Genomic DNA, 24253 nt, shown 5'->3' with positions numbered 1-24253 from the left:
CCTGCTTACCACTGCAGAACAGCCACACAAAAACACTATAAACAGGCTAATCCAAAACACTTTTAAGCACCTCGTAGGTTTTGCTTGCAGGAAGACCCATAACTGTGTAAAAGTCTCCCTTAATCCTTTCCACAAACCTTGCACCCATGCCTTGAACCGCATAGGCTCCTGCCTTATCCATAGGCTCTCCTGTTTCTACGTACTCTTCAATATCCTTCAAACTCATAGCTCTAAATTTTACCCATGCGGTATCATGGAAGGTATACCTCCCCTTTGGAGATATGATAGAAACACCCGTTATAACCCTGTGCCACTTTCCGGAGAGCTTGCGAAGCATTCCTATGGCCTCCTCTTTGTCCTTTGGCTTTCCAAGGACCTCCCTCCCGAGGACCACTATGGTATCCGCTCCTAAAACGGTGGCAAACTTGTAGTCCTTCCAAACGGTAAAAGCCTTCTTGAAGGCAAGCCTTCTTGCGGTGAGTATGGGTTTGTTATGATGTTTCTCCTCCAAATAAGAAGGTACTACCAAAAACTTAAAGCCAAGCATACTAAGTATCTGAACCCTCCTCTTTGATTCAGAGGCAAGTATTAGAAGTCTCACATCTATATTTTAAACCTTTTAAGCCTGCTGGTCAAAAGGTCAAGGGAAACATGAAAAACCTCAGAAAGAACCACGCCAAGGGCAAAGTAGAAGACCTCTTCCCTTTTGGCGAGCTTTGAGAAAAGTTCAAAGGGGTCAAAGCTAAGGAGAAGCTCTTTAATCTCAGGCATATACTTAGAGGAGACACCAAGTAGGACAAAGTAGAAAAACATAACCACCAACAAGAAGTATGTAAGCCTAAGAAAAGTTCCAAGAATTGGAACATGAGATGTCCCTCTGTGCTTTGAAAGAGCTTGGTAGGGTTTCCATATAAATCTCAGTGTCTTCCATCTCTTGGAGGGTTTTGAGCGAGGAAGGTCAAGGTCTGGAGAAAGAAGAAAAGTCCCCACAAGGTAGCCTCCCACAAAGGGAAGAAAGAACTCCCTTGGGACAAAGTATAGGCAAGCAGGAAGTGCAAGGAGATTTACAAAATCATGACCTCTTCCAAGAGCCATCTAAGCCTCCACATCCACAAGCAGAAGTGTATTGGGTCTTCTCCTGTCTAGCTGATAGACTACTCTTCTGGGTCTTGAAGTAAGGGCGTAGACCTTTTTGTTTATAGTGCTATCCCAAGAGATTAGGTTAAAGCGGTCCGACTTCAAGATCAATCTCTCTCCGTTATCGCCTATAGGCTTAAGGTTCAAAGGTTCTGACATAAAGAGGGGTTCTGGGAAGCCTTCACCGTAAGGCTCAAGGTCTCTTATAGCGTCAAAAAGCTCTTGGTTCACATAGCCCAAGGGAAGGTCCATGTCTATGTATAGCTTACCCTCCTCTGAGGTAATCTCTGAGAAAAGAAGCCTTGCAAGGCTTTCAAAGTGAGGTATGTCTTCTGTCCTTATGGTGAAGCCTGCTGCGGTAGAATGTCCACCCCATTTTATGAAGAGATAGGACAGTTTTTTTAGGACAGAATGCACGTCCATACCCTCTGTTCCTCTAACAGATGCACTTGAATATTCTTTGCCTACGGATATTACCACTGTGGGTTTTGTAAACATGTTTGCGAGCCTTCCTGCCACTATGCCCGCAACGCCACCAGCCCAGTCCTCAAGTTTCACTATAATGACGCTCTTCTCTTTTTGAACAATAGCCTGCTCCATAGCCTTCTCCAAGGCTAAATGGCTTAGCTGTCTTCTCTGTTGGTTTAGCTTGTCTATCCTTTCTACGAGCATTCTCGCCTTATCTTCATCTTTTTCAAGAAGTAGTTTGAGAGCAACATAGGGCTTGGCAACCCTACCAGGAGCGTTTAAGCGAGGTGCCAAAGAAAAGGCTATGTCCCTTGAGCTTACTTCATCCCTTATGCCCGCCCTTTCCATCAAAAGCCTTATGCCCGGTGCGTGAAACTCACCCCTTAGGACATGGTTCAAAAGCCTTATGCCGTTTGAGACGATTATCCTATTTACCAAGTTCATGGGCATAACATCTGCAACAGTCCCCATAGAGGCAAAATGGAGGTAATGACGCACGTCCAAGTCAAGGTCTAAACTTTTCCTAAGGAGTGCAGACATATAAAAGGCAAGCCCGGAGGAGGATATTTCCCTTAGTTCTCTTCCTTCTCCTAACTTTGGGTTTACTACAAGAGCCTTTGGCATAATCTCGCTTATGTTATGATGGTCAAGCACAATGGTGGGTATGGTTGCATGGCTTAGCTCCTCTACCGCAGTGCTTCCGTTATCCACCGTTATGAGAAGGTCCGCATACCTGCTTAGCTTTATGACAAGTTCCTTCGTAAGCCCATAGCCTCTCTTTCTTGAGGGAAGTAAGGGGACAACCTTTGCACCCGCTTTTTTCAAAAGGTCATAAAGTATGGCGGTGCCCGTTATACCATCCACATCGTAATCCCCAAAGATTACTATCCTACGACCCTTTTTTACATAAGACCCAATGAGTTCAACTGCCTCATATATATTTGGAATACCAAAGGGTGGAATTAGTTTATTGAGCCTACTTTCAAGAAACTCCTCCCCAAAGTTCCTGTTAGCAAGAAGCTGAGCCTTTAATCCTCCAAGCCTTCGAGACAAAGCCTCCTCTGGCTTTATAAGTTTGCTCAAAAGCACCCATTCCTTTCCAGAAAGACCCTTCATGCCCTCTTGAGTGCCAGAAACTCTTCACACCACTTGGATATGCTACCCGCACCCATAAAGAGGACTACGTGCCCTTCAGATATCCTTTCCTCAAGTGCTTCAAAGAGGTCCTCCTTTGTAGGGCAGTATATGGCATTGGATTTTAATGCTAACTCTTTTGCACTCACCCCGTATAGGTTCTCCTCACCAGCAGGATATATATCCGTAACAAGGCATAGGTCTGCCCCTTTAAGGACCTGTGTAAAGTCTTCAAAAAGGTGAAAGGTTCTTGAGTACCTATGAGGCTGGAAAGCCAAAATTATTTTCCTTTCAGGATGCATGTCCCTAACCGCACTTAAGACAGCCTTTATCTCCGTTGGGTGATGCCCATAGTCATCGTAGACGGGTGCACCATGAAAGTATCCTTTTAGCTCAAGCCTTCTTTCCGCATTCCTAAAGCTCTCGAGGGATTTCTTTATATCCTCAAAGCCCAAACCGGCACTATGGCAGACGGAGATACAGGCAAGGGCATTATAGACATTATGTTTACCCGGCACACCAAGATGCACCTCACCGAGCCTTTGCTCTTCGTGCCAAACTTCAAAGGCATACCTTCCTTCTATGAGCCTAAGCTCTCTTGCGGTATAGTTGGCACCTTCTCTTAGCCCAAAGGTTATTACCCTTCTATGGGTTCTCTCTATAACCCACCTGCAGTTTTCGTCATCTGCGTTAATTACCACAAAGCCATAAAAGGGCACCGCATCCGCAAACCTCAAAAAAGCCTGCCTTATCTCCTCAATATCCCTATAAAAGCCTATGTGTTCCTTGTCTATGTTGGTTATCACCGCCACGGTAGGCAAGAGCTTTAAAAAGCTCCCGTCGCTTTCATCTGCCTCAGAAACTATTAGCTTGTCCTTGCCAAGTTTAGCATTAGAGCCAAACCTCTGGAGCACACCCCCAATAAGGACAGTAGGGTCATACCCCGCCTCATGAAAGGCATGGGCTATCATGGAAGTGGTCGTGGTCTTGCCATGAGAACCGCATACCGCTATACCTTCCCCAAGCCTAAAGAGCTCTGCAAGCATCTCCCCACGAGGAATAACAGGAATGCCTAAAGACTTGGCTTTTTTTATCTCTGGATTGTCCTCAGAGACCGCAGAGGAGTAAACCACCACTTGAGCCCTCTCTAAGTTTTTTTCTGAATGTCCTATGTAGACCCTTGCACCCTTTTTCCTGAGAAGCTCCGTGTTTTTGTTTTCCCTTATGTCCGAGCCAGAGACCTCATAGCCCATCTCAAGGAGTATCTGGGCTATACCGCTCATGCCTATTCCGCCTATACCTACGAAGTGAAAACTTTTGACCCTCTCTCTAAACATAGGTATATTATATTCTCTTGAGTGTCCGTAGCTCAGCTGGATAGAGCGTGGGTCTCCGGAACCCAAGGTCGGGGGTTCAAGTCCCCCCGGACACGTTTATTGCCACACACCCTTTAACTGATATCCGCAATTGGGACACCTTCCCTCTCTCAGGTGATTCCTTGTGCTATAACCAAACCTCTCTATTACCTTTTTACCACAGTTAGGACAATAGGTAGATTCAAGGTCTTCGTTCCAGTAGTTTCCCACATAAACAAAGTTAAGACCTTCCTCTTTGCCAATCTCATAGGCTTTTTTCAAACTGCTTACTGGCGTAGGAGGGACATGGAGCATCCTATAGGCGGGGAAGAACCTAGATATATGCCAAGGTATATCTTTTGAAAGCCCCGCTATAAACCTGGCTATTTGTCTTATCTCTTCATCTGTGTCGTTGTAGCCCGGTATCAGCAAGGTAGTTATCTCAATCCAAATACCCTTTTTAAAGGCGTATTCAATGGTCCTTAAGACTGGTTTTAACCTTGCCCCGCATATATTTCTGTAGAAATCATCGGAAAAGGACTTGAGGTCTACGTTCATGGCATCAAGGTAAGGAAGGGCTATATCTATGGCTTCTTCCGTTTCGTATCCGCTTGTAACGAATATATTTCTTATTCCCCTTTCTTTTGCCAACTTCATCACATCGTAAGCAAACTCAAAGAAAATAACCGGTTCGTTATAGGTATAAGATATGGAAGGCGTTTTGTAAAGCTCCGCAAGCCTCACAATATCTTCTGGACTTAGCTCCTTGCCAAAAACTTCATGATGATGCGTTTTAGGATACTGGGAGATTTCCCAGTTTTGACAGAACTGACAGGAAAAGTTACAACCTACCGTGCCTATAGAAAGGCTGTTCGTGGATGGTAGAAAGTGGTAAAGGGGCTTCTTCTCTATGGGGTCTACGTTTATAGCGGATACAAGACCGTAAACAGTAAGGTAGAGATTATCACCCTCTTTTACCCTAACTCCACACTTTCCATATTCTCCCTCACCTAATAGACATCTTTGAGAGCAGGCTTTACAAAGTATCTTCCCATTCCTTTTTTCGCTGAGCCACGCTATAGCCCTCACAGGTTTAAATTTAAATCTATGAAGGTAAGAAAACCAGCGGTTGCAGGTTATTTTTATCCTTCAGAACCAAACAGGTTGAGAAAAAACATAGAGGAACTTATGAAAGAAAGCATAGAGTTAAGGGGAGAAGTGAGAGGGCTTGTGGTGCCACATGCGGGATATGAGTATTCTGGGAAGACTGCGGGGAAGGTTTACACTTTGGTAAGGGGAAAGCCTATAAAGAGAGTTCTTCTTATAGGTCCCTCCCACTTTTTTGACTTTAAAGGTTATTCCTTTGGAAGCTTTGAAGCCTTTGAAACACCATTGGGAGAGGTATTTGTGGACAGGGAAAGTATTGAAAGTTACGCAAAGGAAAAGAAGGAGCTTTTTTACGACGAACCCCATCTCTGGGAACACTCCCTTGAAGTCCAGCTCCCTTTTCTTCAGCTTGCCTTAGGAGAATTTCTACTTATCCCCGTGGTCTACGGAAGAGTAAAGGCGGAAGATATAAGAGCTTTGATTGAACACTTTTGCGATGGAGAATGTCTTTTTGTGATAAGCTCTGACCTTAGCCACTATTACGACGACCAGACCGCGAGGAAACTTGATAGTCATTGTCATACATGGATTTTGGAGGGAGATGAGGATAAGGGTAAACTATGCGAAGCCTGTGGGAAAAGAGGTATAGAAGGGGCTTTAGACTACGCAAGGAGGAAAAACTTAAGGGCTGTTCTTGTAGACTACCGCACTTCCGCAGATAGTTCTGGAGATACAGCAAGAGTTGTAGGTTACGGAGGCTACGCCTTTATCTCATAAGATAGTAAAGCATTAGAGGATAGTCTCCTCCAAAACCTTCAAAGCCCTCTTCCATGAGCTTTCTTATAAAGCCTCTCCTGTCTTCCATATAAAAGACCCTTGCCTCTGGCACGCCTGCCATCTGCTTTGCCCTGTTTATGGCATCTTGAAGGTTTCCAAGCTCATCCACAAGACCCAGCTCTTTGGCTACCCTGCCCGTGAAAACCCTTCCGTCCGCTATTTCTCTAAGTTTTTGCTCGCTTATCTTCTTTGAACGGTATTTCAATATGGCTTGGAGAAACTGCTCGTAAGCGTCCTCTATGGTCTTTTGGAGGTATTCCTTCTCCTCTGGCGTGAGGTCTCTAAAGGGAGACAAGGTGTCTTTAAACTTTCCCGTCTTTATGGCGGTTGTCCTTATGCCGAGTTTTTCAAGTAGGTCCTTTAGCTCCGTGTGTTGGACTATCACGCCTATACTTCCTGTTATGGTCCCTGGGTTGGCAAATATAAGGTCTGCGGGTGCGGAGATATAGTAGCCTCCAGAGGCGGACACATTTCCCATGGAGACCACAAGGGGTTTTCCAGAGCTTTTAAAGTCCTCAAGGGCTCTGTATATTTCCTGAGAGGCTCCCACCGAACCGCCGGGGCTGTCTACCCTGAGAACGAGGGCTTTGACGCTTTTGTCCTCTTTTGCCTTTTGTATCTTTGAAACTATTCTATCTGGTTCAATTATGGCACCCTTTACCTTTATGACCGCTACCCTGTCGCCTACTGGAAGCCTTGAAAGAAGTGACCCCAAAAAGCCAAGCACCATAACTATTATGCCAAAAAGCAAAAGCCTTTTAAGCCACTTTTTCATGCCTTGCCTCCCTATAGAGCCAAAGGGCTAAAGCTATAGAGGTGGCTATCATAAGCAAGGCAACTACCTGATTCCACGTGAGACCTATGCCACTTATGGGAGGCGTCACACCCCTGAAAAACTCAAGGAAAAACCTAAGGACGCCATACAGAAGCATATAAAGGGAAAAGACAAAGCCGTCAAAGGGCTTTCTCCTATAGGCGAAGAGAAGAACTAAGAAGATAGCCATTAAACCCATAAACTCCATAAGCTGAGTGGGATAGAGAGGCATATAGGGGGGTGCTACCGCACCGGGAGGGAAGACCACATAAAAGAAGGGAAACTTGTCTGAAAAGTGTATACCCGGAAGCACAGAGCCATCAACGGGAAAGGGCTTTCCATAACAGCACCCCGCAGAAGTGCATCCGAGCCTTCCAATAGCGTGGGCTATGCTAAGGGCAACCACTGCCATGTCTGCGGTTTTCCAAAAGGGCAGGCGATATTTTATTATGCCAATGATCGCACCTACCACTCCGCCTGCAAGACCACCAAAGAAGTCCATACCACCGTTCCATATGGAAAGAATATCCGTAAGGCTTTGGACATGCTCGGGATGTTCTATCACATAGGAGAGCCTTCCACCAAGGATGCCAAGCAGGAGGGCAAGCAAAAGGGTGTTTTCCACATGGTTTGGGTTTATGCCTTCCTTCTTTGCAAACCTAAGCACCAGCCAGTAAGCAATAAGGGCACCAAGGGCTACAAGCACGCCGTAGGTGTATATCTTAATTCCAAAAATCTCTATAAGCACGGGATACATGGCTAAAATTTTAAGCTATCCACAGTGAGGGTAAGGGTTATACCTTCTGTCTGAACCCTTATGGCTCTGGCAAAGCCTTCCTTTGACCACTCAAGGTAGTTAAGGGTAAGTTTCCTATCCCTTTTAGTGTCATAAAACTCTGCCAAGGCAAGCCTTCCATCCTTGAAAACATACCTTGACTTAAACACTCCATCATCCCTTTCAAAGGAAACTCCAGAATAGGAACAAGCCATCTTCTCATCGCCTCTTAGCACCGTGCCAAATATCACACCATCTGGACTTACAGGGAGGTCTATACAAGCACCCGCTACGCACAGGTTGTTAAGAGAAATCTCTCCAGTCCTACCCTCACCGCTTATGAGGAACTTACCCTCAGACTTTTGGACCCTTATGGGAATTCTCAAAAGACCATACCTAAGGGAAAGGTCTGCGGTATAGGAGTTGGGGGATTTATACTCCGAGTAGGTCCTTTTGACCTCCTCTCCCTCAGGACAGACAAAGGTAGCACAGGAGGATAAAAGCAAGGAAAGCAAAAGCAGTCTTTTCATGGCTCCCTCCTTACTCTAACCGCATAGTAGTGGGCAAAGAGCCCTTCCGCCTTTGCTATGCTTTCCGCATAGTCCGCCACCCTTTCAAAACCCTCCTTAGAAAGGTATATCACAGAGCTTTTCTTTAGAAAGTGATAGACTCCAAGAGGTGAGAAGAACCTCGCAGTCCCTCCTGTGGGTAGGGTGTGGTTTGGTCCAAGCACATAATCTCCCAGAGGCTCTGTTGCATACTTGCCAAGAAAAACCGCACCCGCATGCTTTATGTAAGGGAGCAGAGCAAAAGGCTCTTCTGTAAGCACTTCAAGATGCTCTGGTGCTATGTAGTTTGCTACCTCACAGGCTTTGTATAGGTCTTCCACAAGGAATATGGTTCCAAACCTCTCTATGGACTTCTGGGCTATCTCCCTTCTTGGAAAGTCCTCAAGGAGCTTTTCCACCCATTGGGAGACCTCCCTTGCGTATTCTTCGTCGGTGGTTATCATAAAAGCTCCCGCCAGCTCGTCGTGCTCCGCCTGAGAGAGAAGGTCAGAGGCAGTCCACTTGGGGTCTACACTACCGTCCGCTATTATGAGTATCTCAGAGGGTCCCGCTATCATGTCTATGTCCACCACGCCGTAAAGGAGCTTTTTGGCAAGGGCTACGAATATGTTTCCAGGACCTACTATCTTATCTACCTTGGGGAGGGTTTCCGTTCCAAAGGCAAGCCCTGCGACAGCTTGAGCACCACCAATCTGGTATACCCTGCTTACACCTGCTATAAAGGCGGAGGCAAGGGTATAGGGGTTAGGCTTTGGAGAAACCATAATAACCTCTTCCACACCCGCCACCACCGCAGGCACTGCGTTCATTAACACCGTAGAGGGATATGCCGCCTTCCCACCAGGCACATATATACCCACCCTCTCAAGGGGTAAGACCCTATTGCCAAGGACAATACCCTCCTCTTCTGTGAAAAAGCTCCTCTCCAACTGCCTTTCGTGAAACCTCCTTATCCTCTCATGGGCTACCTCAAGGGCGGACCTTACATCTTCCTCTATCTCGTTATAAGCCCTCTCAAGCTCCTCGTAAGGGACTTCCATAGTCTCAGAAGTGAGCTCAAGACCATCAAACCTCTTTGTGTATTCTATGATAGCCTTATCACCCTCTTTTTGGACTCTTTGGATTATCTCCTTTACCACATGCTCGTATTCCTCTGTAAGCACCTGCCCTCTGTTTTTTACAAAGTTTAGCCTCTCGTTAAACCTCCAAGCGGAGTTTCTCAAATCCTCTATACGCATAGTATAATAAGCATAACATGAGAGCGGTTATTCTTGAAAACTTTGGTGGAGTGGAGAACCTAAGGCTTGTGGAGGACTTTCCCAAGCCTCAGATAAAAGAGGACGAGGTTCTCATAAGGGTTAAGGCGGTAGCCCTAAACCACCTTGACATATGGGTAAGAACTGGAGCACTTGCCATAAAGCCAGAGCTCCCTCACATACTTGGCTCAGACATAAGCGGGGTGGTGGAAAAGGTGGGAAGTCTTGTAAGGGACATAAAAGAGGGTGATGAGGTGGTGGTGGCGCCGGGGCTTTCCTGTGGTGTGTGTTATGAGTGTCAGTCAGGTCAGGACAATCACTGCAGGCATTACGACATTATAGGTCTTAGGTCAAAGGGAGGCTACGCCCAGTATATAAGCGTCCCAGCAAGGAATGTGATAAAAAAGCCAAAGAACCTCAGCTTTGAAGAGGCAAGTAGCTATCCTCTTACCTTTTTGACTGTGTGGAACGCTCTGGTTAACAAAGCCCACATAAAGCCTTACCACAGAGTGCTCATATGGGGAGGCTCCTCTGGTGTGGGAGTGGCAGGCATCCAGCTTGCAAAACTCTTTGGAGCTTTTGTTATAGCCACCGCAGGCTCAGAGGAGAAAGCCAAAAGATGCCTTGAGCTTGGTGCGGATATGGTCATAAACCACTACCAAGAGGATGTGGTCAAAAGGGTCAGAGAGCTTTTTAAGGAAGGAGTAGACATAGTGGTAGACCATGTGGGAACGCAAACCTTTTGGAAAAGCGTGGAGTGTCTAAAAAGAGGTGGAAAGTTGGTCTTTTTTGGCACTACCACAGGCTCACAGACACAGATAGACATAAGATATATCTTTGTGCGTGAAATAGAGCTACTTGGCGTTTATATGGGTCCAAGGGCAGACCTCTTTAAGATAACGGAGCTTTTTGAAAGAGGTCTTTTAAAGCCTGTTGTGGACAAGGTCTTTCCACTGGAAGAGGCTCAGGAGGCTCACAGGTATTTAGAAGAATCAAGGCATTTTGGAAAGGTGGTGTTGAAAGTATGAGGGAGGGATTGATGTGCAAGAGTCAAAACTATTAATCTTAGTTTTTGCCTTCTTAGTTTCGCTTTTCATTAACCTTGGCATAGTCTTGCTCTCTAACAAGATAAGGACTTTTATAACCGACCACTTGCACATAGGACCCCAAACCTTCCATCAAAAACCCACGCCAAGACTTGGTGGACTTGCCATATTCCTATCCCTATGCCTTGCACTACCGCTTGTATTTTTCAAAGATAAAAGCCTCTTTCCTCTTTTTGCCCTCTTAATCCTTAGCTCCCTGCCTGCCCTTCTTGCAGGCATAATAGAGGACCTCACCAAAAGCCTAAGCCCCAAAAAAAGACTTGCCATAATTTTCCTCTCTGGTCTTTCCTTTGTATTCCTTACTGGCTCTTCTGTCTCAAAGGTAGATATTCCTTACGTGGACTATCTTTTTACCCTGCAGGTATTCTCTTTGCTCTTTACCGCCATAGCCCTTGCAGGTCTTGTAAATGCCTACAACATAATAGACGGCTTTAATGGGCTTGCCAGCATGACCGCAGTGCTAAACCTTTTAGCCATAGCTTACGTAGCTTACAAACACAATGACCTAACTCTCCTGTATGTTTCTCTCCTTATAGTTTCTGCCATAATAGGCTTCTTTGTGCTTAACTATCCTTATGGTCTTATATTCTTAGGAGACGGTGGTGCCTATATAATTGGTTTTCTCGTTGGTGCTCTTTCTATCTTGCTTGTAGAGAGAAATCCACAAGTATCGCCATGGTTTGCCCTTATGGTTAATAGCTATCCAGTAGTGGAGACGCTTTTTTCTGTATATAGAAAAACCATTTTGAGAAAGCTATCTCCCATGATACCAGACGGTCTTCACTTACACATGCTTGTCTACAAAATATACACAAAAAAGTTTTTCAAAGCAAAAAAACATCCATTCAGAAACCCTCTCACATCTACATTTATGTGGATTATCAACCTAATTGCACTAATTCCTGCAATTGTCTTTCACTCTTCAAGCCCTATGCTTGCCCTATGCTTTGTCTTATATGCTTCTTTTTATGTGTTTTTATACTTTAGACTGCTTCGTAAAAAGATGCCACAATGGGCTACATCGAAAGATTAGACTTAGCTTTAAGTTCATCCCTTCTCCGAGCCAATCCTTCCCAAAGGAAGGCTAAAAATATTCCAAGCAGAAGACCAGAAATTGCTGATGCAGATATAATGAGACCCCTCTTTGGTTTTACCGGTTTATCAAAGGAAAAGGGCTCTTCTACAAAAACTATACTATAGTGTTCTTCACACACCTTATAAGCATTTCTACAGTATGCGTATATAAACTCCTTAGCCTTCCTATCAAGCTCCTCAATAAGTAGTTTTATTGTGGCTTCAGCAATTTTTCTATCCTTCATTTCAGAGATTAACACTATGTTCACCCCATTTTTGTCCAAGCGAACAGTATAAATTCTATCCAAATCTTTTCTATCACTTAGATTTAAGTCTAATCCATATTTTTCCTTCAGCTCTCTTGCAATTCTCAATCTAGATTCATATCCATTTAGTGCGGATACTAAAAATTGTGTTAGTTCCTGAGTTTTAGAACTTTTAGTATCAGATTGTACTATTACAGACAACTTTTCATTTTGAGAGATGCTTGAAATTACTTCCTCTAAATAATATTTCCATAAATCAACATTCAAGTGTATAGTAGCTCTTGCTTGATAGATATTAGGTAAAAGAAAGGCTATTGTAGTGCCCAAAATGGTAGACACAAGAAAGGTCATAACCGCAATATTTCTCCTTCGCCATATGATAGATATAAGTTGATACAGATCCACTTCATCATCGTTCACAGAGTGTATTTTTTCTTTTTCCATTTAACGCCTCCTTAGAATAGCATATATATAGGGTATAAAAGGTGAGAGTAAAACTCTTGCAGTAAATCTTGCAAAAAGATTAAAATAATACTCTTCCTTGTTTAAGAAATTTATATCTTTCATAAATTTTAACACCTTTAGCTCTTCGCAAAATATACCTAATCCTCTCCGTCTCATGTATGTTCTACGATTAAATCTAAACCTTAATATTGGTTCTTGAATATTATAAAATCTACATCCTTCCTTCATCAATTTTACCCAAATCATATATTCTAGACCGAAATGGTTTAATATACTCATCCCTTTTAAAGCATAGAGGCACTGCCTTTTAAACATAGTAGTTGGATCATTAATTGGATTTCTTCTTTTTGCAAATTTTAAAATGTCCTCATGTTTTTCTGGAACTTTCCTAATACCTATTACTACATTATCTTTATTCTCATCATCAAACTCTTCTATCCAACCACTTACCACATCTGCAATATTTTTTTCAAGTATTTCAACCTGTTTTTCAATTCTGTCAGGAAATGCAATATCATCTGCATCCATTATAGCTATATAATCTCCTTTTGCATAAAGGTCCGCGTATATAAATCTGGAAGCTATTCCAAGATTAAAATTTGATATAAACAGCTTAACTCTATTGTCTCTTTTGGATAAATCTTGTAAAAAATCGTACAATTCTCTATTATTTGCATCGTTCAATATAACAAGAAACTCAAAATCTTTATAAGTTTGATTTAGGATTGAGTCTACAGCTGTTTTTACATACTCCAAAGGTTCCCTATAACAAGCCATTACTACGCTTACTTTAGGCTTCTTATCCATTTTTTGCCACCTCCAGATACTTCATAGCTACTCTTTCTGGTAAATATTCACTTAGGTCTATTTGAATATTTTCAGAAACTAAGGCTTTCTTTAAGGCTTCATATATCCTTTCATCAGTAACAGGTAAATAGTATGTGAATATCCTTTTACCTATATATTCTGGTGCTATTTCTATTCCACCGCCAAAATTAGGCATTACCAAATTACAACCACAAGCTAAAGCTTCGAGATACGTAATTCCAAAATTTTCAAAAGGATTTCCAGAGAAGAATACTTTACTTTTAAGAAGTATATCTTTTATTTTGTTTCTGCTTGGTTTATCTATAATCATAAATCTATCGTCTTCACCAATCAAATTCTGTATTTTTTCCTTCAATGGACCATAACCTACTATTAACACCTTATAATCTGTATATTGTTTAAGTAGCTCTTTAAGAGGATTTATAAATATATCTATTTTTTTGTCAGGATGAAATCTTCCTACGTAAGTTATGTATTTCTTTTTGTCTTGCCTATCATATCCAGAATATATCAAATCTGCAAAATCGTGTGGTATGGGACTATGTATTACTCCATACATCTTTATGCCCATTATACTCTCTACAATCATTTTTGTGAATTCTGAAATCGCTATAAACTTTGAAAACTTAGATGCCAACATATAAGCAGATAATATACCTAAATATCTATGAAGTTTATATGTATCCTTTCTTGGAAAGCCATGTGCTACACTTATACAGTTCTTACATAAAGGGGAAATAAACAATGCATGAAGGTTCAATATTTTTAAAATATTTGTATCCCTCAATTCTTTTAATCTTTTACCATTAGCAATTAAATTGTTTAAGTTTACAAGTTCACTTTCTATGCCTAGTTTACTAAAACCATAATATAAAGATTCCATAACAAACCTTACTCCTCCAACATTAGAACTGGTTGTTATAAGCACTTTGCGGATTTCGCTGGACAATGACCAACCTCCTTAAGAAATTTATTAAGCTTATCAGTACTTATCAGTAATAGTATAATTATAACACCAAAAGCAAAAGGAATAGCTTTCTCAAATATCTGTCCAAAATTAGACCTTGTCGCAAACAATACTTTAAGTAAAATCTCTAAGTATGCAACTCCAAATAAAGTCTTATATCTCAGCCTTGTATAAGCAAACGCAGAAAGTCCTCCTAACAAAGCAGACATTAAATAAACTATGAAAAGATTTTCACCAAAGGCAAAGTAAAGCTCTATGAAATATACAGAACCCGGACCATAAAGCGTTTCGTAAGCAGTTTTTGGACCCAATTCTAACATAGCAAAAATTCTATCAAGCGTAGCAGGACGACCCTCTGCTTGCCATATATCAAGAGTGCAAATACCAAGATATTTATATGGAATTAGCCAAGCAGTAAGAGAAATAAGCAAAGGATTACATCTATCATCTATACCTACAGCTTTAGCAATTTCTTCATAAGAAAAATCCTTATATTCATCAAAAAGACTAATTGGACCACCAAAAGCTAGCAAATAACCGATTTCAACAAATATACTGTCCCCCTGAATTTTAGAAAAATCCCCTCTAAAAAATGGTATAGCAAACAATAAAACGAAAAACAAACCAAGTGCAACAACTATATTTTTGAAAGTGAGTCTTATTATTCCTCTTGCAAGTAGTAGTATAAAAAGTGGAACTATAGAATAAGCTAAAAAGAGCCTGCCCCATTGTAAAGATACTATGAAACGAGTTAAAATAAAAAATATAGTTAACAATATAAACTTTCTTTGTTTATAGTTATTAGTGCCTATTGTAGTTGCATATACAAAGTATAGAAATATTTGTAAGTAAAAGAACACCTGAAATATAAATGGCATATAAGGACCTTCGCCGTATTTATAACCTAATCTCATGAAAAAAAAGGTTATTGCAAAAATTAAACATATAGGTGTTATAAGAACCAAAAGATTTTCAGCAAACTCAGAAAGTTTTCTTAGACTGTAATCTCTAAAAAACAACGGTCTAAAACGGATATTCTTCAGAGAAAAGTATAAAGTTATATAACCTATTGAAAAGAATAGAAAATTGAATAAAGATACGAGAAAAGTATACTGACTTATTTCTCTATCTATACCCACGTGAATATTTATGAAATAAGGCATCCACCAAAATATGATGCAACTAAGTAGAAATAGGAAGAGAAAAATCATTTTTCCTTTCTCCCATTTACTATTATAACAGAAAGCCCTCCTCCAACTAAAACCACATAGGATATAAAGGTAGCAATGCATATACCCTTTATACCTAAGCTAAGCATAAATACAAAAATGTAATTTGTAATTATATTTAAGAGTATAGTAAAAATAGATAAAACGAAAACAGCACGCCTAAGATTAGAAACTATCATAGCTCTAAAAACCAATGGCCAAAGTATGGTAAATGGTAGTGAAAAAGAATAATACTTTAACGCTTCTGATGTCAATAAAATATCTTCTAAACTAAAGGCTCCATACCCAAATAGCAACTTAACTATGTAATAAGGTAATGCATAGAATATAATTGAAAAGGGGATAGAAATTAAAATTAGCATTTTAATATAGTTTTTTAGTAAAATCGTAAAAGCTTTGTAGTTTTGCAAATTTTCTGCCAAGTTTATAATAGCTATCCTTTCAAATCTTAAAATATTCCACACAGAAGTTGCTAATAGAAAGCCATAATTAAGAGCAGATAGGGCTTTTTCTCCGACGTGGATTGCAAAAAACTTATCTACAAGTGTATAAAGATAGAAAGCTCCATAAGCGGATGATACACTTATGAAGTCATTTAATATATATTTAAGCTCTTTTTTGATATAATTTAGACTAAGACCAGAAAAATCCAAATAAGATAGATTCTTAAGCATAAGTATTAAAGTTGCAAGGAATAAGGAGATTAGGAAAGATATTGGAATTATCACATAGCTTTTAATATACATTAATCCTAATGTTGTCAGAACAAAATTGAAAAAATAAAAAACAAACTCTGCAAAGAAATATAAGACAAAATGTTTTCTTATTCTTGTAAGACTTCCAAAAAAAGTAAATATGAAATTTAAAGCAGAGTATAAAGAGAAAATAAACATTGAAAGTTTGAATGGCTCATACATAGATATTTCCTTTGGTATGAATCTTACATATGGTAATATAGAAACCAATATAATTACAAAAAACACGTTTATGATAGACAGAAGTATAATAAGTGTAAAAAGATTTGTAACAAATATCTTAAATTTTTCTTTATCTTGTTCAAATAACCTTACTAGCTTTGAAACTCCAACGGTATCAAAAGACTCAGAGAATAAAATAAATAATCCTATTATGGAAAGGGCAAGGAAGACTGCATCCGTATCCAAGGAAAATCCTAACAAAATTGCTATAGAAAATGTTCTTAAATATCCAAATATCCTAGAAGCAACATTAATAGAAGATGTTTTGAAAAGTAGCCTAACTACATAATTGATAGAATATTTAGCCTCTTGCATAAGCTTTTACCTGTAATACGATTTTACTACGACACTATATGCTTTTTAATGTTATCATAATTCTATGCCTATAGACGAAACCTACAGACAGACCTCGCTTGATAAGGTAAGGGAGCTTTGTGGTGTGTTGAGGACAAAGGTAGAGGAGTATCTTGAGGGCATGGACCCAGAGGATTTGGAGTTTGGTGTGTCCTTTGAGGTTTCTGAGGATGGGCTTGAGGGCTTGTGGAGGTCTGCGGTGGAGGAGAATAACTACATGGAGGTGGTCTACACAGAGATTATGGAGCATCATGATGGGGCTTATTTGAAGGCGACCTTTAGGAATGCCTTGGAGGACTGCTGGGCGGAGAGGTATGTAAGTGTGAGGAGCTCTGGTAGGGTGGAGGTTTCCTATGCCTTTTTTGTGAGGTTGGAGGGTGTGAGGGTTAGGATAGAGAGGAAGGGTGAAGGGCTCTTTGGAGCTTTTGCAAAGGTTGAATGAGGGTCTTTGTTTCTCTGGGGGAGAGGTCTGCAAGCAACTATGTTTATGAGATTTTCAAGGACTTTGGGGGTGTGGAGTTTATTGGCATAACCGATGAGAGGTTAGAGTCTTTGGGCTTTAAAAGTGTGGCACGCATAGAGGAGCTTTCTGTAGTGGGTATTGTGGAGGCTCTTCCAAAAATTCCAAAGGTCTACAGGCTTTGGAGACAGATAGAGGCTCTTCTTCCTGAGGTGGATGTGCTCCTTTTGTGTGATGCTCCTGCCTTTAATTTGCCACTTCTCAAGAGGGCTAAGGGGAAGGTGAGAAAAATTATCTACTTTATCTCTCCACAGGTTTGGGCTTGGAAGGAGGGCAGGGCAAGGCTAATATCGGAGCTTGTAGACCATCTTGTTGTGATACTTCCCTTTGAGGTGGACTTTTACAGAAAATACGCAAGGGATGGCTTTAGGGTGCATTTTGTGGGGCATCCTCTTGTGGATTTGGCAAAGCCAAGCCTAAGCAGGGAGGCTATGAAGAGTTTTCTTGGCTTTGAGGACTATGTGGCTTTGCTTCCGGGAAGTCGTTGGAGTGAGATAAAAAGGCATGTGCCTTATCTGAAGGAGGTGCTAAGATGTCTGAGGGTGGAAAAGCCTATGGTTGTTCCTACCTTTGAGGCTTTTAGGGATTTCTTAGAGAGGGAGTTTGCAGGTTTTCCAATAAGGGTCATAACCAACAAGGACTTGGATAGGGCTTCTTACAACACTATGGCTTATGCGGATTTTACGCTTCTTGCCAGTGGCACTGCGGAGCTTGAGGCAAGCCTTTTGGACTCTCCTCATGTGGTCTTTTATAGGGTAAGTCCCATAACCTATCTTCTCGGAAGGCTTCTTGTTAAGGTAAAAAACATAGCCCTCACAAACCTTATACTCCAGAGGGATGTGGTGCCCGAGATGGTTCAAAAAAGTCCAGAGGCTTTGTGTAGGTTTTTTTCGGAGCTGAAGGAGGATTGGAAGGAAAGCCAAAGGCTTGAGTTTAAGAGGCTAAGGCAGGTTCTTGGTGGAGAGGGTGCGGTGCAAAGACTAAGAGAGCTCTTCTTCAAGCTTTTCTATGAGGGCTAAGGTGCTTTTGAAGGGTTCTGGCTCTTGTATTTCAAAGGTGAGCTTTTGCCCTGTTTGGGGATGCTCAAAGGAGAGATGATAGCTAAGGAGCATGTGGCAACCGCCAAGGGTCTGAAGTAGCCTTTTGTCTACGGAGCTTCTCTTAAAGCCATAGGTGGTGTCTCCCAAGATGGGAAAGCCAAGATGAGACAGGTGCACTCTTATTTGGTGTGTCCTGCCTGTGTGTATTTTTACCTTAAGCAGGCTTATGCTTTGACGGGGAAAGGTTCTTAAAAGCCAGACTTCGCTCTTGGCTGGCTTGCCCTCTTCTCTTATGGTGAACTTCTTTCTGTCTTCTGTGTGTCTTCCTATGGGTGCTTCTATGAGCTTGTAGCTCCAGTTTGGAATGCCCTTTACTAAGGCTTTGTATAGTTTTTCCACTTTTCTTTCTTTAAACTGCTCTGCGAGACTTCTGTGTGCCATGTCGGTCTTTGCCACCACCATAAGTCCCATGGTGTTCTTGTCAAGCCGGTGGACTATGCCCGGTCTTTCCACACCACCTATGGAGGAGAGGCTTTTAACATGATAAAGAAGTGCGTTCACAAGCGTTCCAGAGGTGTATCCCGGGGATGGGTGCACCACAAGACCGCAGGGTTTTATAAGCACGAGAATATGCTGGTCTTCGTAGACTATGTCAATGGGGATGTTTTCTGGGAGCACCTCAAGAGGCTCTGGCTCTGGAATAAGCAGGGTTATTTGGCTTGCCCTTTTTAGCCTCTTTGAAGGCTTTCTTATCTCAAGACCATCCACAAGCACATAGCCCTCTTCTATGAGCCTTTGGTGGTAGCTCCTTGAAAAGTCGGGGTAAGCCTGAGAGAGAAACTGGTCAAGCCTAAGACCCTCTTGTTCCTCTGCTACCTCAAAGGTTAGTGTCTCTACTATGGTCCTCTTTGAGCCTAACATGAACCTCTACTTGCCTCGGCTCTTCTTGGAGGTTTAGGCTTTTCACATAACCCTCAATGAGATTATAAAGCACCCTTTGAGGAAAGTCCTTTAGTCTTACCTCTTTTCCGTTTACAAGTAGCTTTACTTCCATGCCTCTACCTCCTAAGCTGTAGTCTCTCTAAGGTGCCAGATAGGCTAAAGCTCATGCCACCACCAGAGAGCTGACCGTTTATTTTAGATTTTAATGGGTCTGAGGGGTTGAAAACTATTGGTCTTTCTACCTTCAGAGAGGTTTGGAGTAAAAAGTCCATGGAACTTAAGCCTTTTGGCACTACCTTTGCTTTATGTTTTACATCCTCAAAACTTTATGAGCCTTAGCCTTCAGGCTTTTGCAGAAGAGTTGTTCTTTAGGGCATACCTTATGCAGAGGCTGTCAAACCTAAACGTCTCAGTTCTCTTTACGGTGCCTCATGTGATACTCTACACAGACCTTTGGTCTGTGCTTACCTTTTTGCCCTCTTTGCTTTACGGCTACGCATACCAAAGGACTGGCTCTTTGGTTTTTGTAAGCCTTTTGCACCTTGCAAGCAACATACTATGGCTGGGCTTCTTAGTCTCCTATATGCATAGCGGTAACTGAATCCCAACGCGATATGTGGAGCAGGAGCCATGGTATGAGCCTCTCTTTTAGAAAGTGCATGATATCTTTTGTATTTCTTCCAGACTTCCAGCTACTGTAAAGCTCTTTTATTTCTTTCCTCATGCTGTCATGCTCAGCTTTGTGCATAGGATAGGCAAAGAACTCCGCCTCCCTCATAAGTTCCTCTTCCGTTGAGAAATGGTCTTCCACATCGTAGAGGAGCATATCCATTAACCTGTCCACCTCTTCAAGATTGTCCTTCTCACAGGAGATGTATAGCTCCCTTATCAGCTGTAGTTCATCCTCGTGCAGGGCGTTAAAAAGCTCGTTGGCAACCTTTGGAAGATCTTTAAGTTCAAGCATGCCTAAATACCTCCTAAGTTTTTAAGTAAATGTATACTTAAATTCTTACCATGCACTGATAGAGCTCATAACCGCTAAAATATTTCCATGACCGCAGAAGAGAAAGAGCTTGTGCTTTCTTACCTGCCCTTAGTTCAGCAGATAGCCTACCGCATACACAGACACCTACCTGCCTCTGTGGATGTAAGAGACTTAATAGGATATGGAGTTCTGGCTCTTGTGGAGTCTCTGCCAAAGTTAGACAAAAGCAAAAACCCTACCGCTTACCTCAGGCTCCGTATAAAGGGAGCTATATACGACTACTTGAGAAGTCTTGATTTTGTAAGCAGGAGCCTTAGGTCTAAAGAAAAGATGATAAGGCAAGCTATTGATAAGCTCAGTATGGAAAAGGGCGGTGAAGTAAGCGATGAGGAGCTGGCGGAATATCTTGGTGAGAGCCCAGAAAGGCTTAGAGAAGACCTTCAGGCAATAAGCTTTTCTTATCTTATGAGCCTGGATGAACTTTTTCAAGAGGGTAGGAGCTACGAGGAGCTTTTTGAAAGCACAGAAGAAGGACCAGAAGAGGCAGTAATTAGAAAAGACCTCAGAGAAAAACTGCTTAAGGCTATAGAGACTCTTGACTACAGAGAAAAGTTGGTCTTACAGCTTCTCTATTACGAGGAGTTACCACTAAAAGAGGTGGCAGGGCTTTTAGGCGTATCTATGGCAAGGGTTTCTCAAATAAAGGCTAATGCCATAGAAAAGCTCAAGAGGTTTTTAGCTTCTGTTGAATGAGCTCTAAGAGCTTCTCGTAGGTGTATCTAATTTCGTAAGCCATATCCACAAGCTTTACATCCCCTTCCGCTTCCGCCCTTTTGACTAAGGGAATGATTACCCTCTCAAGCTGGTCTTTGTATTCTATAAGGTCGTAGCTAAGCTCTTCTTCTGTGAGGTCTTCTATGCCTGCCAAGTAGGTTCTGTAGAGCATTTTTGCAGATATTAAAACATGCTCCAACTCCTTTTGCAGGTCTCCCTTGTCAAGTCCAGCCTTTGTAAAGTCTCCCATTAGGGTTCCACCACCACACAGTGATGTATTTTAAGGTATTTTTCTCTTAAGGCTTGCACCTCTTCAAAACTCACTGACCTTATTTTGTCCACATACTCTGAGTCCATCTTCCAGCCAAAGCCCATTACCTCAAAAAAGCCTAAATACCATGCCTGTCTTGCCCTTGTTTGGCGAGCCAATAGAAAGTCTCCCACTATCTTGTTTTTGGCAAGCTCCACATCCTCTGGCGTTATTTCACTATTCTTTATCACTTCCATCAAGTCTCTAAGAGCATCTTCCTTTTTCTCAGGAGAAGTGCCTATATAGGCTATTAGCCTTGGAGAGGAAAGGCGAGTGGGATATGTGGAATAGACCGCATAGGCGTAGCCCCTTTTTTCTCTTAGTTCCTTAAAGAGCTTTGAGGTCATACCATCTCCAAGCACAGCATCCAACACCTTAAAGGCAAAGTATTCTCTTCCCTTAAACTCAGGAGCGTCAAAGGCACAAAGCACCGTAGCTTGAGAGCCCGGTCTTTTCACCCTTTCTAATAGGTCTTCCCTCATAGGCACATCCACAGGATTTAGTGGATACTCTCCCTCGGGAATTTCAGAAAAAACCTCTCTAAGCATAGGTAAAACCTGCTCTGTCTTAAAATCTCCCACAAGACTTACCACCACATTTTTAGAACGCAGTATTTCCTGCCACCTATTTATCACATCTTCCCTGCTTATAGCCTTTACATCTTCCTCAAGACCAAGAGGAAAAACCTCGTAGTTAGAACCCTTGTAGGTAATTCTTCGCAGAGCGTCCACCGCAAGCTCTTGCCCCCTTTCTCTTCTCGCCCTTATAGCCTGTAGCACGTTTCGTCTTTCCCTCTCAAGGTCTTCTTCAGAAAAGAGTGGCTCAAGGAGCATACTCCTTATGACTCTTAGACCCTCCTTTAGACCCTCCACCTTAGTGGAAAAGCCTATCTCCACATAATCATCGCTGGCAGAGGCGTATACGCTACCTCCATAGTCCTCAAAGGTGCTTGCTATCTGGTAAGAGCTATAGGTCTTTGTGCCTTTTGTAAGGAGCAAGGCGGTAAGGTTCGTAAGCCCTCTCCTTTTCTCCCCATGCGTCCCAGACCTTATAAATATCACACCAGAGACTATACCTCTTCCCCTTGTTTCCTTTGTTATCAGCTTTACTCCATTTTCCAAAATGTGTTCCTGCACCCTTGCACCTCCAAAGGAAAGGCTAAGTAAAAAAAGCAAAAGTATTATAAACCTCATCTCTCTGGCACCATAATAACTTCACTGTAAGGCTTGCTAAGGATATATTTCTCAAGAACCCTTAACACATCCTCACGACGCACGCTTCTTATGTTGTTGTCAAAGTATTTGTAATAGTCCAGCAGACCTACAACGGTAAGAGAATAACCAATATAAAAGGCATCCCTTTCTACCCTCTCAAGGGCAAAGGCTTCTGAATTTATGAGCCTTTCCTTTGCCTTTTGAACCTCATCTTCTGTCAAAGTTTCTTTGAGAGACCTCATAAGCTCAAAGACCCTTGCCTTTACTTCCTCCAATTTCTCTTGGTCCAAGGTAGCGTAAATGAAAAATAGGTTATCCCTTGGTTTTCCAAAGTCTCCTGTAGATACGCTGTAAACAAGACCCTTTTCCCTTAATTCCCTATAAAAGAGAGAAGTCCTACCATTTCCCAATATTTGGTCAAGCACTGCAAGGGCATAGTATTCCTTCGTGCCTATGGCAGGAGCTCTCCAACCTATGAGCCAGTATGTCCTTTCCACTCTTTTGTCCCTTATGGTCTTTGAGCGACTTTCCAACTGCTCTGGCTCTGGCAATATCTCCACCTTTGGCACAGGCTTACCTTCTTCTTTTCCAAAGGTTTCCAACACTTCCTTGTAGACCTCCTCCGGCTCCACATATCCCACCACCACCACAAACATGTTCCTTGGCTGGTAAAAGTTGTGGTAAAACTCAAGGAGCATGTCTCTTGTAAACTTCTGAATGGTTTCCTCGTAGCCTATAATAGGATGTCTGTATGGAGAGACTTTGTAAAAGACCTTTTCAAACTCTTCCCACAGGACTGTAGTAGGATTGTCCTTTCCACGCCTTAGCTCCTCTATAACAATGGGCTTTTCCTTTTCCACCATGTTTTCCAAGAGCAGAGGCTTTTGAGTTAACTGATAGAGCACTTCAAGGGCTTGTTTCCAATAAGGCTTTGCTATAGTTATGTGGTAAAAGGTATAATCCTTTGAAGTGCCGGCGTTAAGGTTTCCACCAAGACTTTCTATAATGTAGTCTATCTGTCCGTATGGATACTTCTCCGAGCCGTTAAAGAGCATATGCTCCAAAAAGTGAGCCATACCCTTTTGCTGATAGTCCTCGTAGGCAGAGCCAACCTTGAACCACACATGCAAGGCTACCGCTTCTGTATCCTCTCTCTTATTTACCACTAACTTTGCACCGTTAGGAAGCTTATAAGTCCTTAGCTCTCCAGCAAAAACCATTGTCGCCATAAAAAACACCTCCAAAAGTAATAAAAATATCCTCATAGCTCCTTTCTCAAGTCCCTTGTCATAGCCTCCTCGTAAGTATAGGGACATTCCTCTGGAATATAAAAGTCTTCCGGATTGTAGTCATTATCTTCAAGCCAGTTTTCAAGCTTCCTCTTTGCAAACTTCCATGCAGTGCTAACTTCGTTAGGCAATTTATTCCTCAAACTTGGATAAACATCAAACATTGCCAATATTTCCCTTCTTGCATTGTTTACACTTTTTATCCAGCCTCTTCCTGCAGTTTCTCCACCAGCGAGGTTTCTGAAGTTATCCCACTTGTAGAGATGCTCCAATATCCTTGCCAATTGACTTATACAAGTCTTCAAATCAGACCGTGCCATATCTTCTATTTCCTCCAAGAGGTTTTCCCAGTCCACAAGGTCGTAGAGTTTCTCCTTCAAAAGCTCGTGGTTTATCTCCGCCCAAAGTGGAAAGTCCTTGCGATAGAGTGCTTTAAGCTCTTCTTTGCTTATGGTTCTCAT

Annotated in this window: 29 protein-coding genes and 1 tRNA gene; 8 read left to right on the top strand and 22 right to left on the bottom strand. The window is 42.0% G+C overall.

Annotation, left to right across the window (positions count from 1 at the left end):
* Positions 1 to 46: 46 nt before the first annotated feature.
* Genes G3M65_RS07475 through murC form a run of 4 tightly spaced genes read right to left on the bottom strand, consistent with a single transcriptional unit; the run spans position 47 to position 4076 of the window.
* Positions 47 to 601, bottom strand: coding sequence for a Maf family protein (locus tag G3M65_RS07475; RefSeq protein ID WP_173833956.1), 555 nt, complete (start codon positions 599 to 601; stop codon positions 47 to 49).
* A 2-nt stretch (positions 602 to 603) separates the two neighbouring features.
* Positions 604 to 1095, bottom strand: coding sequence for a metal-binding protein (locus G3M65_RS07470; RefSeq protein WP_173833955.1), 492 nt, complete (start codon positions 1093 to 1095; stop codon positions 604 to 606).
* Complete coding sequence (gene recJ, locus G3M65_RS07465) at positions 1096 to 2721, bottom strand: single-stranded-DNA-specific exonuclease RecJ (RefSeq protein WP_173833954.1); 1626 nt, start codon at positions 2719 to 2721, stop codon at positions 1096 to 1098.
* A complete protein-coding gene (gene murC / locus G3M65_RS07460; protein ID WP_173833953.1) occupies positions 2718 to 4076 on the bottom strand; it encodes a UDP-N-acetylmuramate--L-alanine ligase in 1359 nt (452 codons plus the stop codon). Before murC ends, recJ begins: the two co-directional genes overlap by 4 nt.
* 21 nt (positions 4077 to 4097) lie before the next feature.
* Between murC and G3M65_RS07455 the strand changes: the two genes are divergently transcribed.
* Positions 4098 to 4171 (top strand) — tRNA-Arg (locus G3M65_RS07455).
* A gap of 1 nt (position 4172) precedes the next feature.
* On the opposite strand, the gene amrS is transcribed toward G3M65_RS07455, so the two are convergent.
* Positions 4173 to 5183: an AmmeMemoRadiSam system radical SAM enzyme gene (gene amrS, locus G3M65_RS07450; protein WP_173833952.1), complete on the bottom strand. Its 1011-nt coding sequence runs from the start codon at positions 5181 to 5183 to the stop codon at positions 4173 to 4175.
* 18 nt (positions 5184 to 5201) lie between these two features.
* Here amrS and amrB point away from each other — a divergent pair, with 18 nt between their 5' ends.
* The gene (gene amrB, locus G3M65_RS07445; protein ID WP_173833951.1) at positions 5202 to 5978 is read left to right on the top strand and encodes an AmmeMemoRadiSam system protein B; all 777 of its coding nucleotides are present in this window, start codon (positions 5202 to 5204) and stop codon (positions 5976 to 5978) included.
* Here amrB and sppA read toward each other — a convergent pair.
* Genes sppA through hisD form a run of 4 tightly spaced genes read right to left on the bottom strand, consistent with a single transcriptional unit; the run spans position 5968 to position 9434 of the window.
* Complete coding sequence (sppA, locus tag G3M65_RS07440) at positions 5968 to 6813, bottom strand: signal peptide peptidase SppA (RefSeq protein WP_173833950.1); 846 nt, start codon at positions 6811 to 6813, stop codon at positions 5968 to 5970. The genes amrB and sppA overlap by 11 nt on opposite strands.
* The gene (gene lgt / locus G3M65_RS07435; protein WP_173833949.1) at positions 6797 to 7609 is read right to left on the bottom strand and encodes a prolipoprotein diacylglyceryl transferase; all 813 of its coding nucleotides are present in this window, start codon (positions 7607 to 7609) and stop codon (positions 6797 to 6799) included. The genes sppA and lgt overlap by 17 nt, the downstream gene beginning before the upstream one ends.
* Positions 7610 to 7611: 2 nt before the next feature.
* The gene (locus G3M65_RS07430; RefSeq protein WP_173833948.1) at positions 7612 to 8157 is read right to left on the bottom strand and encodes a hypothetical protein; all 546 of its coding nucleotides are present in this window, start codon (positions 8155 to 8157) and stop codon (positions 7612 to 7614) included.
* Positions 8154 to 9434 (bottom strand): histidinol dehydrogenase, encoded by a 1281-nt coding sequence (gene hisD, locus G3M65_RS07425; protein WP_173833947.1) that lies wholly within the window; start codon positions 9432 to 9434, stop codon positions 8154 to 8156. Before hisD ends, G3M65_RS07430 begins: the two co-directional genes overlap by 4 nt.
* A gap of 17 nt (positions 9435 to 9451) precedes the next feature.
* On the opposite strand from hisD, the gene G3M65_RS07420 reads away from it, so the two are divergent.
* Together G3M65_RS07420 and G3M65_RS07415 are read left to right on the top strand one after the other, a co-directional pair.
* Positions 9452 to 10480 (top strand): zinc-binding dehydrogenase, encoded by a 1029-nt coding sequence (locus G3M65_RS07420; protein WP_173833946.1) that lies wholly within the window; start codon positions 9452 to 9454, stop codon positions 10478 to 10480.
* A 13-nt stretch (positions 10481 to 10493) separates the two neighbouring features.
* On the top strand, positions 10494 to 11591 hold the full coding sequence (locus G3M65_RS07415) for an MraY family glycosyltransferase (protein WP_173833945.1): 1098 nt from the start codon (positions 10494 to 10496) through the stop codon (positions 11589 to 11591).
* Here G3M65_RS07415 and G3M65_RS07410 read toward each other — a convergent pair.
* The 5 genes from G3M65_RS07410 to G3M65_RS07390 form a co-directional block, all read right to left on the bottom strand.
* Positions 11575 to 12342 carry a Wzz/FepE/Etk N-terminal domain-containing protein gene (locus G3M65_RS07410; protein ID WP_173833944.1) on the bottom strand — a complete coding sequence of 256 codons (768 nt, stop codon included), beginning with the start codon at positions 12340 to 12342 and terminating at the stop codon, positions 11575 to 11577. The genes G3M65_RS07415 and G3M65_RS07410 overlap by 17 nt on opposite strands.
* Positions 12343 to 13170 (bottom strand): glycosyltransferase, encoded by an 828-nt coding sequence (locus G3M65_RS07405; protein WP_173833943.1) that lies wholly within the window; start codon positions 13168 to 13170, stop codon positions 12343 to 12345. It lies immediately after the preceding gene.
* Positions 13163 to 14140: a glycosyltransferase family 4 protein gene (locus G3M65_RS07400; protein ID WP_173833942.1), complete on the bottom strand. Its 978-nt coding sequence runs from the start codon at positions 14138 to 14140 to the stop codon at positions 13163 to 13165. The genes G3M65_RS07405 and G3M65_RS07400 overlap by 8 nt, the downstream gene beginning before the upstream one ends.
* On the bottom strand, positions 14110 to 15297 hold the full coding sequence (locus G3M65_RS07395; RefSeq protein WP_217422970.1) for a hypothetical protein: 1188 nt from the start codon (positions 15295 to 15297) through the stop codon (positions 14110 to 14112). Before G3M65_RS07395 ends, G3M65_RS07400 begins: the two co-directional genes overlap by 31 nt.
* A 68-nt stretch (positions 15298 to 15365) precedes the next feature.
* The gene (locus tag G3M65_RS07390; RefSeq protein WP_173833940.1) at positions 15366 to 16679 is read right to left on the bottom strand and encodes a lipid II flippase MurJ; all 1314 of its coding nucleotides are present in this window, start codon (positions 16677 to 16679) and stop codon (positions 15366 to 15368) included.
* Between the two features lie 64 nt (positions 16680 to 16743).
* Here G3M65_RS07390 and G3M65_RS07385 point away from each other — a divergent pair, with 64 nt between their 5' ends.
* Positions 16744 to 17160: a hypothetical protein gene (locus G3M65_RS07385; protein WP_173833939.1), complete on the top strand. Its 417-nt coding sequence runs from the start codon at positions 16744 to 16746 to the stop codon at positions 17158 to 17160.
* Positions 17157 to 18257: a lipid-A-disaccharide synthase gene (gene lpxB, locus G3M65_RS07380; RefSeq protein WP_173833938.1), complete on the top strand. Its 1101-nt coding sequence runs from the start codon at positions 17157 to 17159 to the stop codon at positions 18255 to 18257. The genes G3M65_RS07385 and lpxB overlap by 4 nt, the downstream gene beginning before the upstream one ends.
* Here the strand turns inward: lpxB and G3M65_RS07375 are convergent.
* The 3 genes from G3M65_RS07375 to G3M65_RS07365 are packed head-to-tail and all read right to left on the bottom strand — an operon-like array spanning position 18219 to position 19492.
* Positions 18219 to 19199, bottom strand: coding sequence for an RluA family pseudouridine synthase (locus tag G3M65_RS07375; protein ID WP_173833937.1), 981 nt, complete (start codon positions 19197 to 19199; stop codon positions 18219 to 18221). The genes lpxB and G3M65_RS07375 overlap by 39 nt on opposite strands.
* Positions 19156 to 19332 (bottom strand): hypothetical protein, encoded by a 177-nt coding sequence (locus tag G3M65_RS07370; RefSeq protein ID WP_173833936.1) that lies wholly within the window; start codon positions 19330 to 19332, stop codon positions 19156 to 19158. Before G3M65_RS07370 ends, G3M65_RS07375 begins: the two co-directional genes overlap by 44 nt.
* Before the next feature lie 4 nt (positions 19333 to 19336).
* Complete coding sequence (locus G3M65_RS07365; protein ID WP_173833935.1) at positions 19337 to 19492, bottom strand: hypothetical protein; 156 nt, start codon at positions 19490 to 19492, stop codon at positions 19337 to 19339.
* A 56-nt stretch (positions 19493 to 19548) separates the two neighbouring features.
* Between G3M65_RS07365 and G3M65_RS07360 the strand changes: the two genes are divergently transcribed.
* On the top strand, positions 19549 to 19821 hold the full coding sequence (locus G3M65_RS07360; protein WP_173833934.1) for a CPBP family glutamic-type intramembrane protease: 273 nt from the start codon (positions 19549 to 19551) through the stop codon (positions 19819 to 19821).
* Here G3M65_RS07360 and G3M65_RS07355 read toward each other — a convergent pair.
* The gene (locus G3M65_RS07355; RefSeq protein WP_173833933.1) at positions 19792 to 20184 is read right to left on the bottom strand and encodes a bacteriohemerythrin; all 393 of its coding nucleotides are present in this window, start codon (positions 20182 to 20184) and stop codon (positions 19792 to 19794) included. The two genes, G3M65_RS07360 and G3M65_RS07355, sit on opposite strands and share 30 nt — an antisense overlap.
* Before the next feature lie 87 nt (positions 20185 to 20271).
* Here G3M65_RS07355 and G3M65_RS07350 point away from each other — a divergent pair, with 87 nt between their 5' ends.
* Positions 20272 to 20958, top strand: a complete 687-nt coding sequence (locus tag G3M65_RS07350; protein ID WP_173833932.1) for a sigma-70 family RNA polymerase sigma factor — start codon at positions 20272 to 20274, stop codon at positions 20956 to 20958.
* On the opposite strand, the gene G3M65_RS07345 is transcribed toward G3M65_RS07350, so the two are convergent.
* Genes G3M65_RS07345 through G3M65_RS07330 form a run of 4 tightly spaced genes read right to left on the bottom strand, consistent with a single transcriptional unit; the run spans position 20930 to position 24253 of the window.
* Entirely contained in the window at positions 20930 to 21229 is a 300-nt protein-coding gene (locus G3M65_RS07345; protein ID WP_173833931.1) for a hypothetical protein, read from the bottom strand. The two genes, G3M65_RS07350 and G3M65_RS07345, sit on opposite strands and share 29 nt — an antisense overlap.
* The gene (locus G3M65_RS07340) at positions 21229 to 22482 is read right to left on the bottom strand and encodes a M16 family metallopeptidase (protein WP_173833930.1); all 1254 of its coding nucleotides are present in this window, start codon (positions 22480 to 22482) and stop codon (positions 21229 to 21231) included. The genes G3M65_RS07345 and G3M65_RS07340 overlap by 1 nt, the downstream gene beginning before the upstream one ends.
* Complete coding sequence (locus G3M65_RS07335; RefSeq protein ID WP_173833929.1) at positions 22479 to 23732, bottom strand: M16 family metallopeptidase; 1254 nt, start codon at positions 23730 to 23732, stop codon at positions 22479 to 22481. The genes G3M65_RS07340 and G3M65_RS07335 overlap by 4 nt, the downstream gene beginning before the upstream one ends.
* 32 nt (positions 23733 to 23764) lie before the next feature.
* The gene (locus tag G3M65_RS07330) at positions 23765 to 24253 is read right to left on the bottom strand and encodes a DUF29 domain-containing protein (RefSeq protein ID WP_173833928.1); all 489 of its coding nucleotides are present in this window, start codon (positions 24251 to 24253) and stop codon (positions 23765 to 23767) included.

Origin of the sequence: Hydrogenobacter sp. T-8 (genome assembly GCF_011006175.1) — a bacterium.
GTDB lineage: Bacteria > Aquificota > Aquificia > Aquificales > Aquificaceae > Pampinifervens > Pampinifervens florentissimum.
This window is presented reverse-complemented; position numbering and strand designations above follow the sequence as displayed.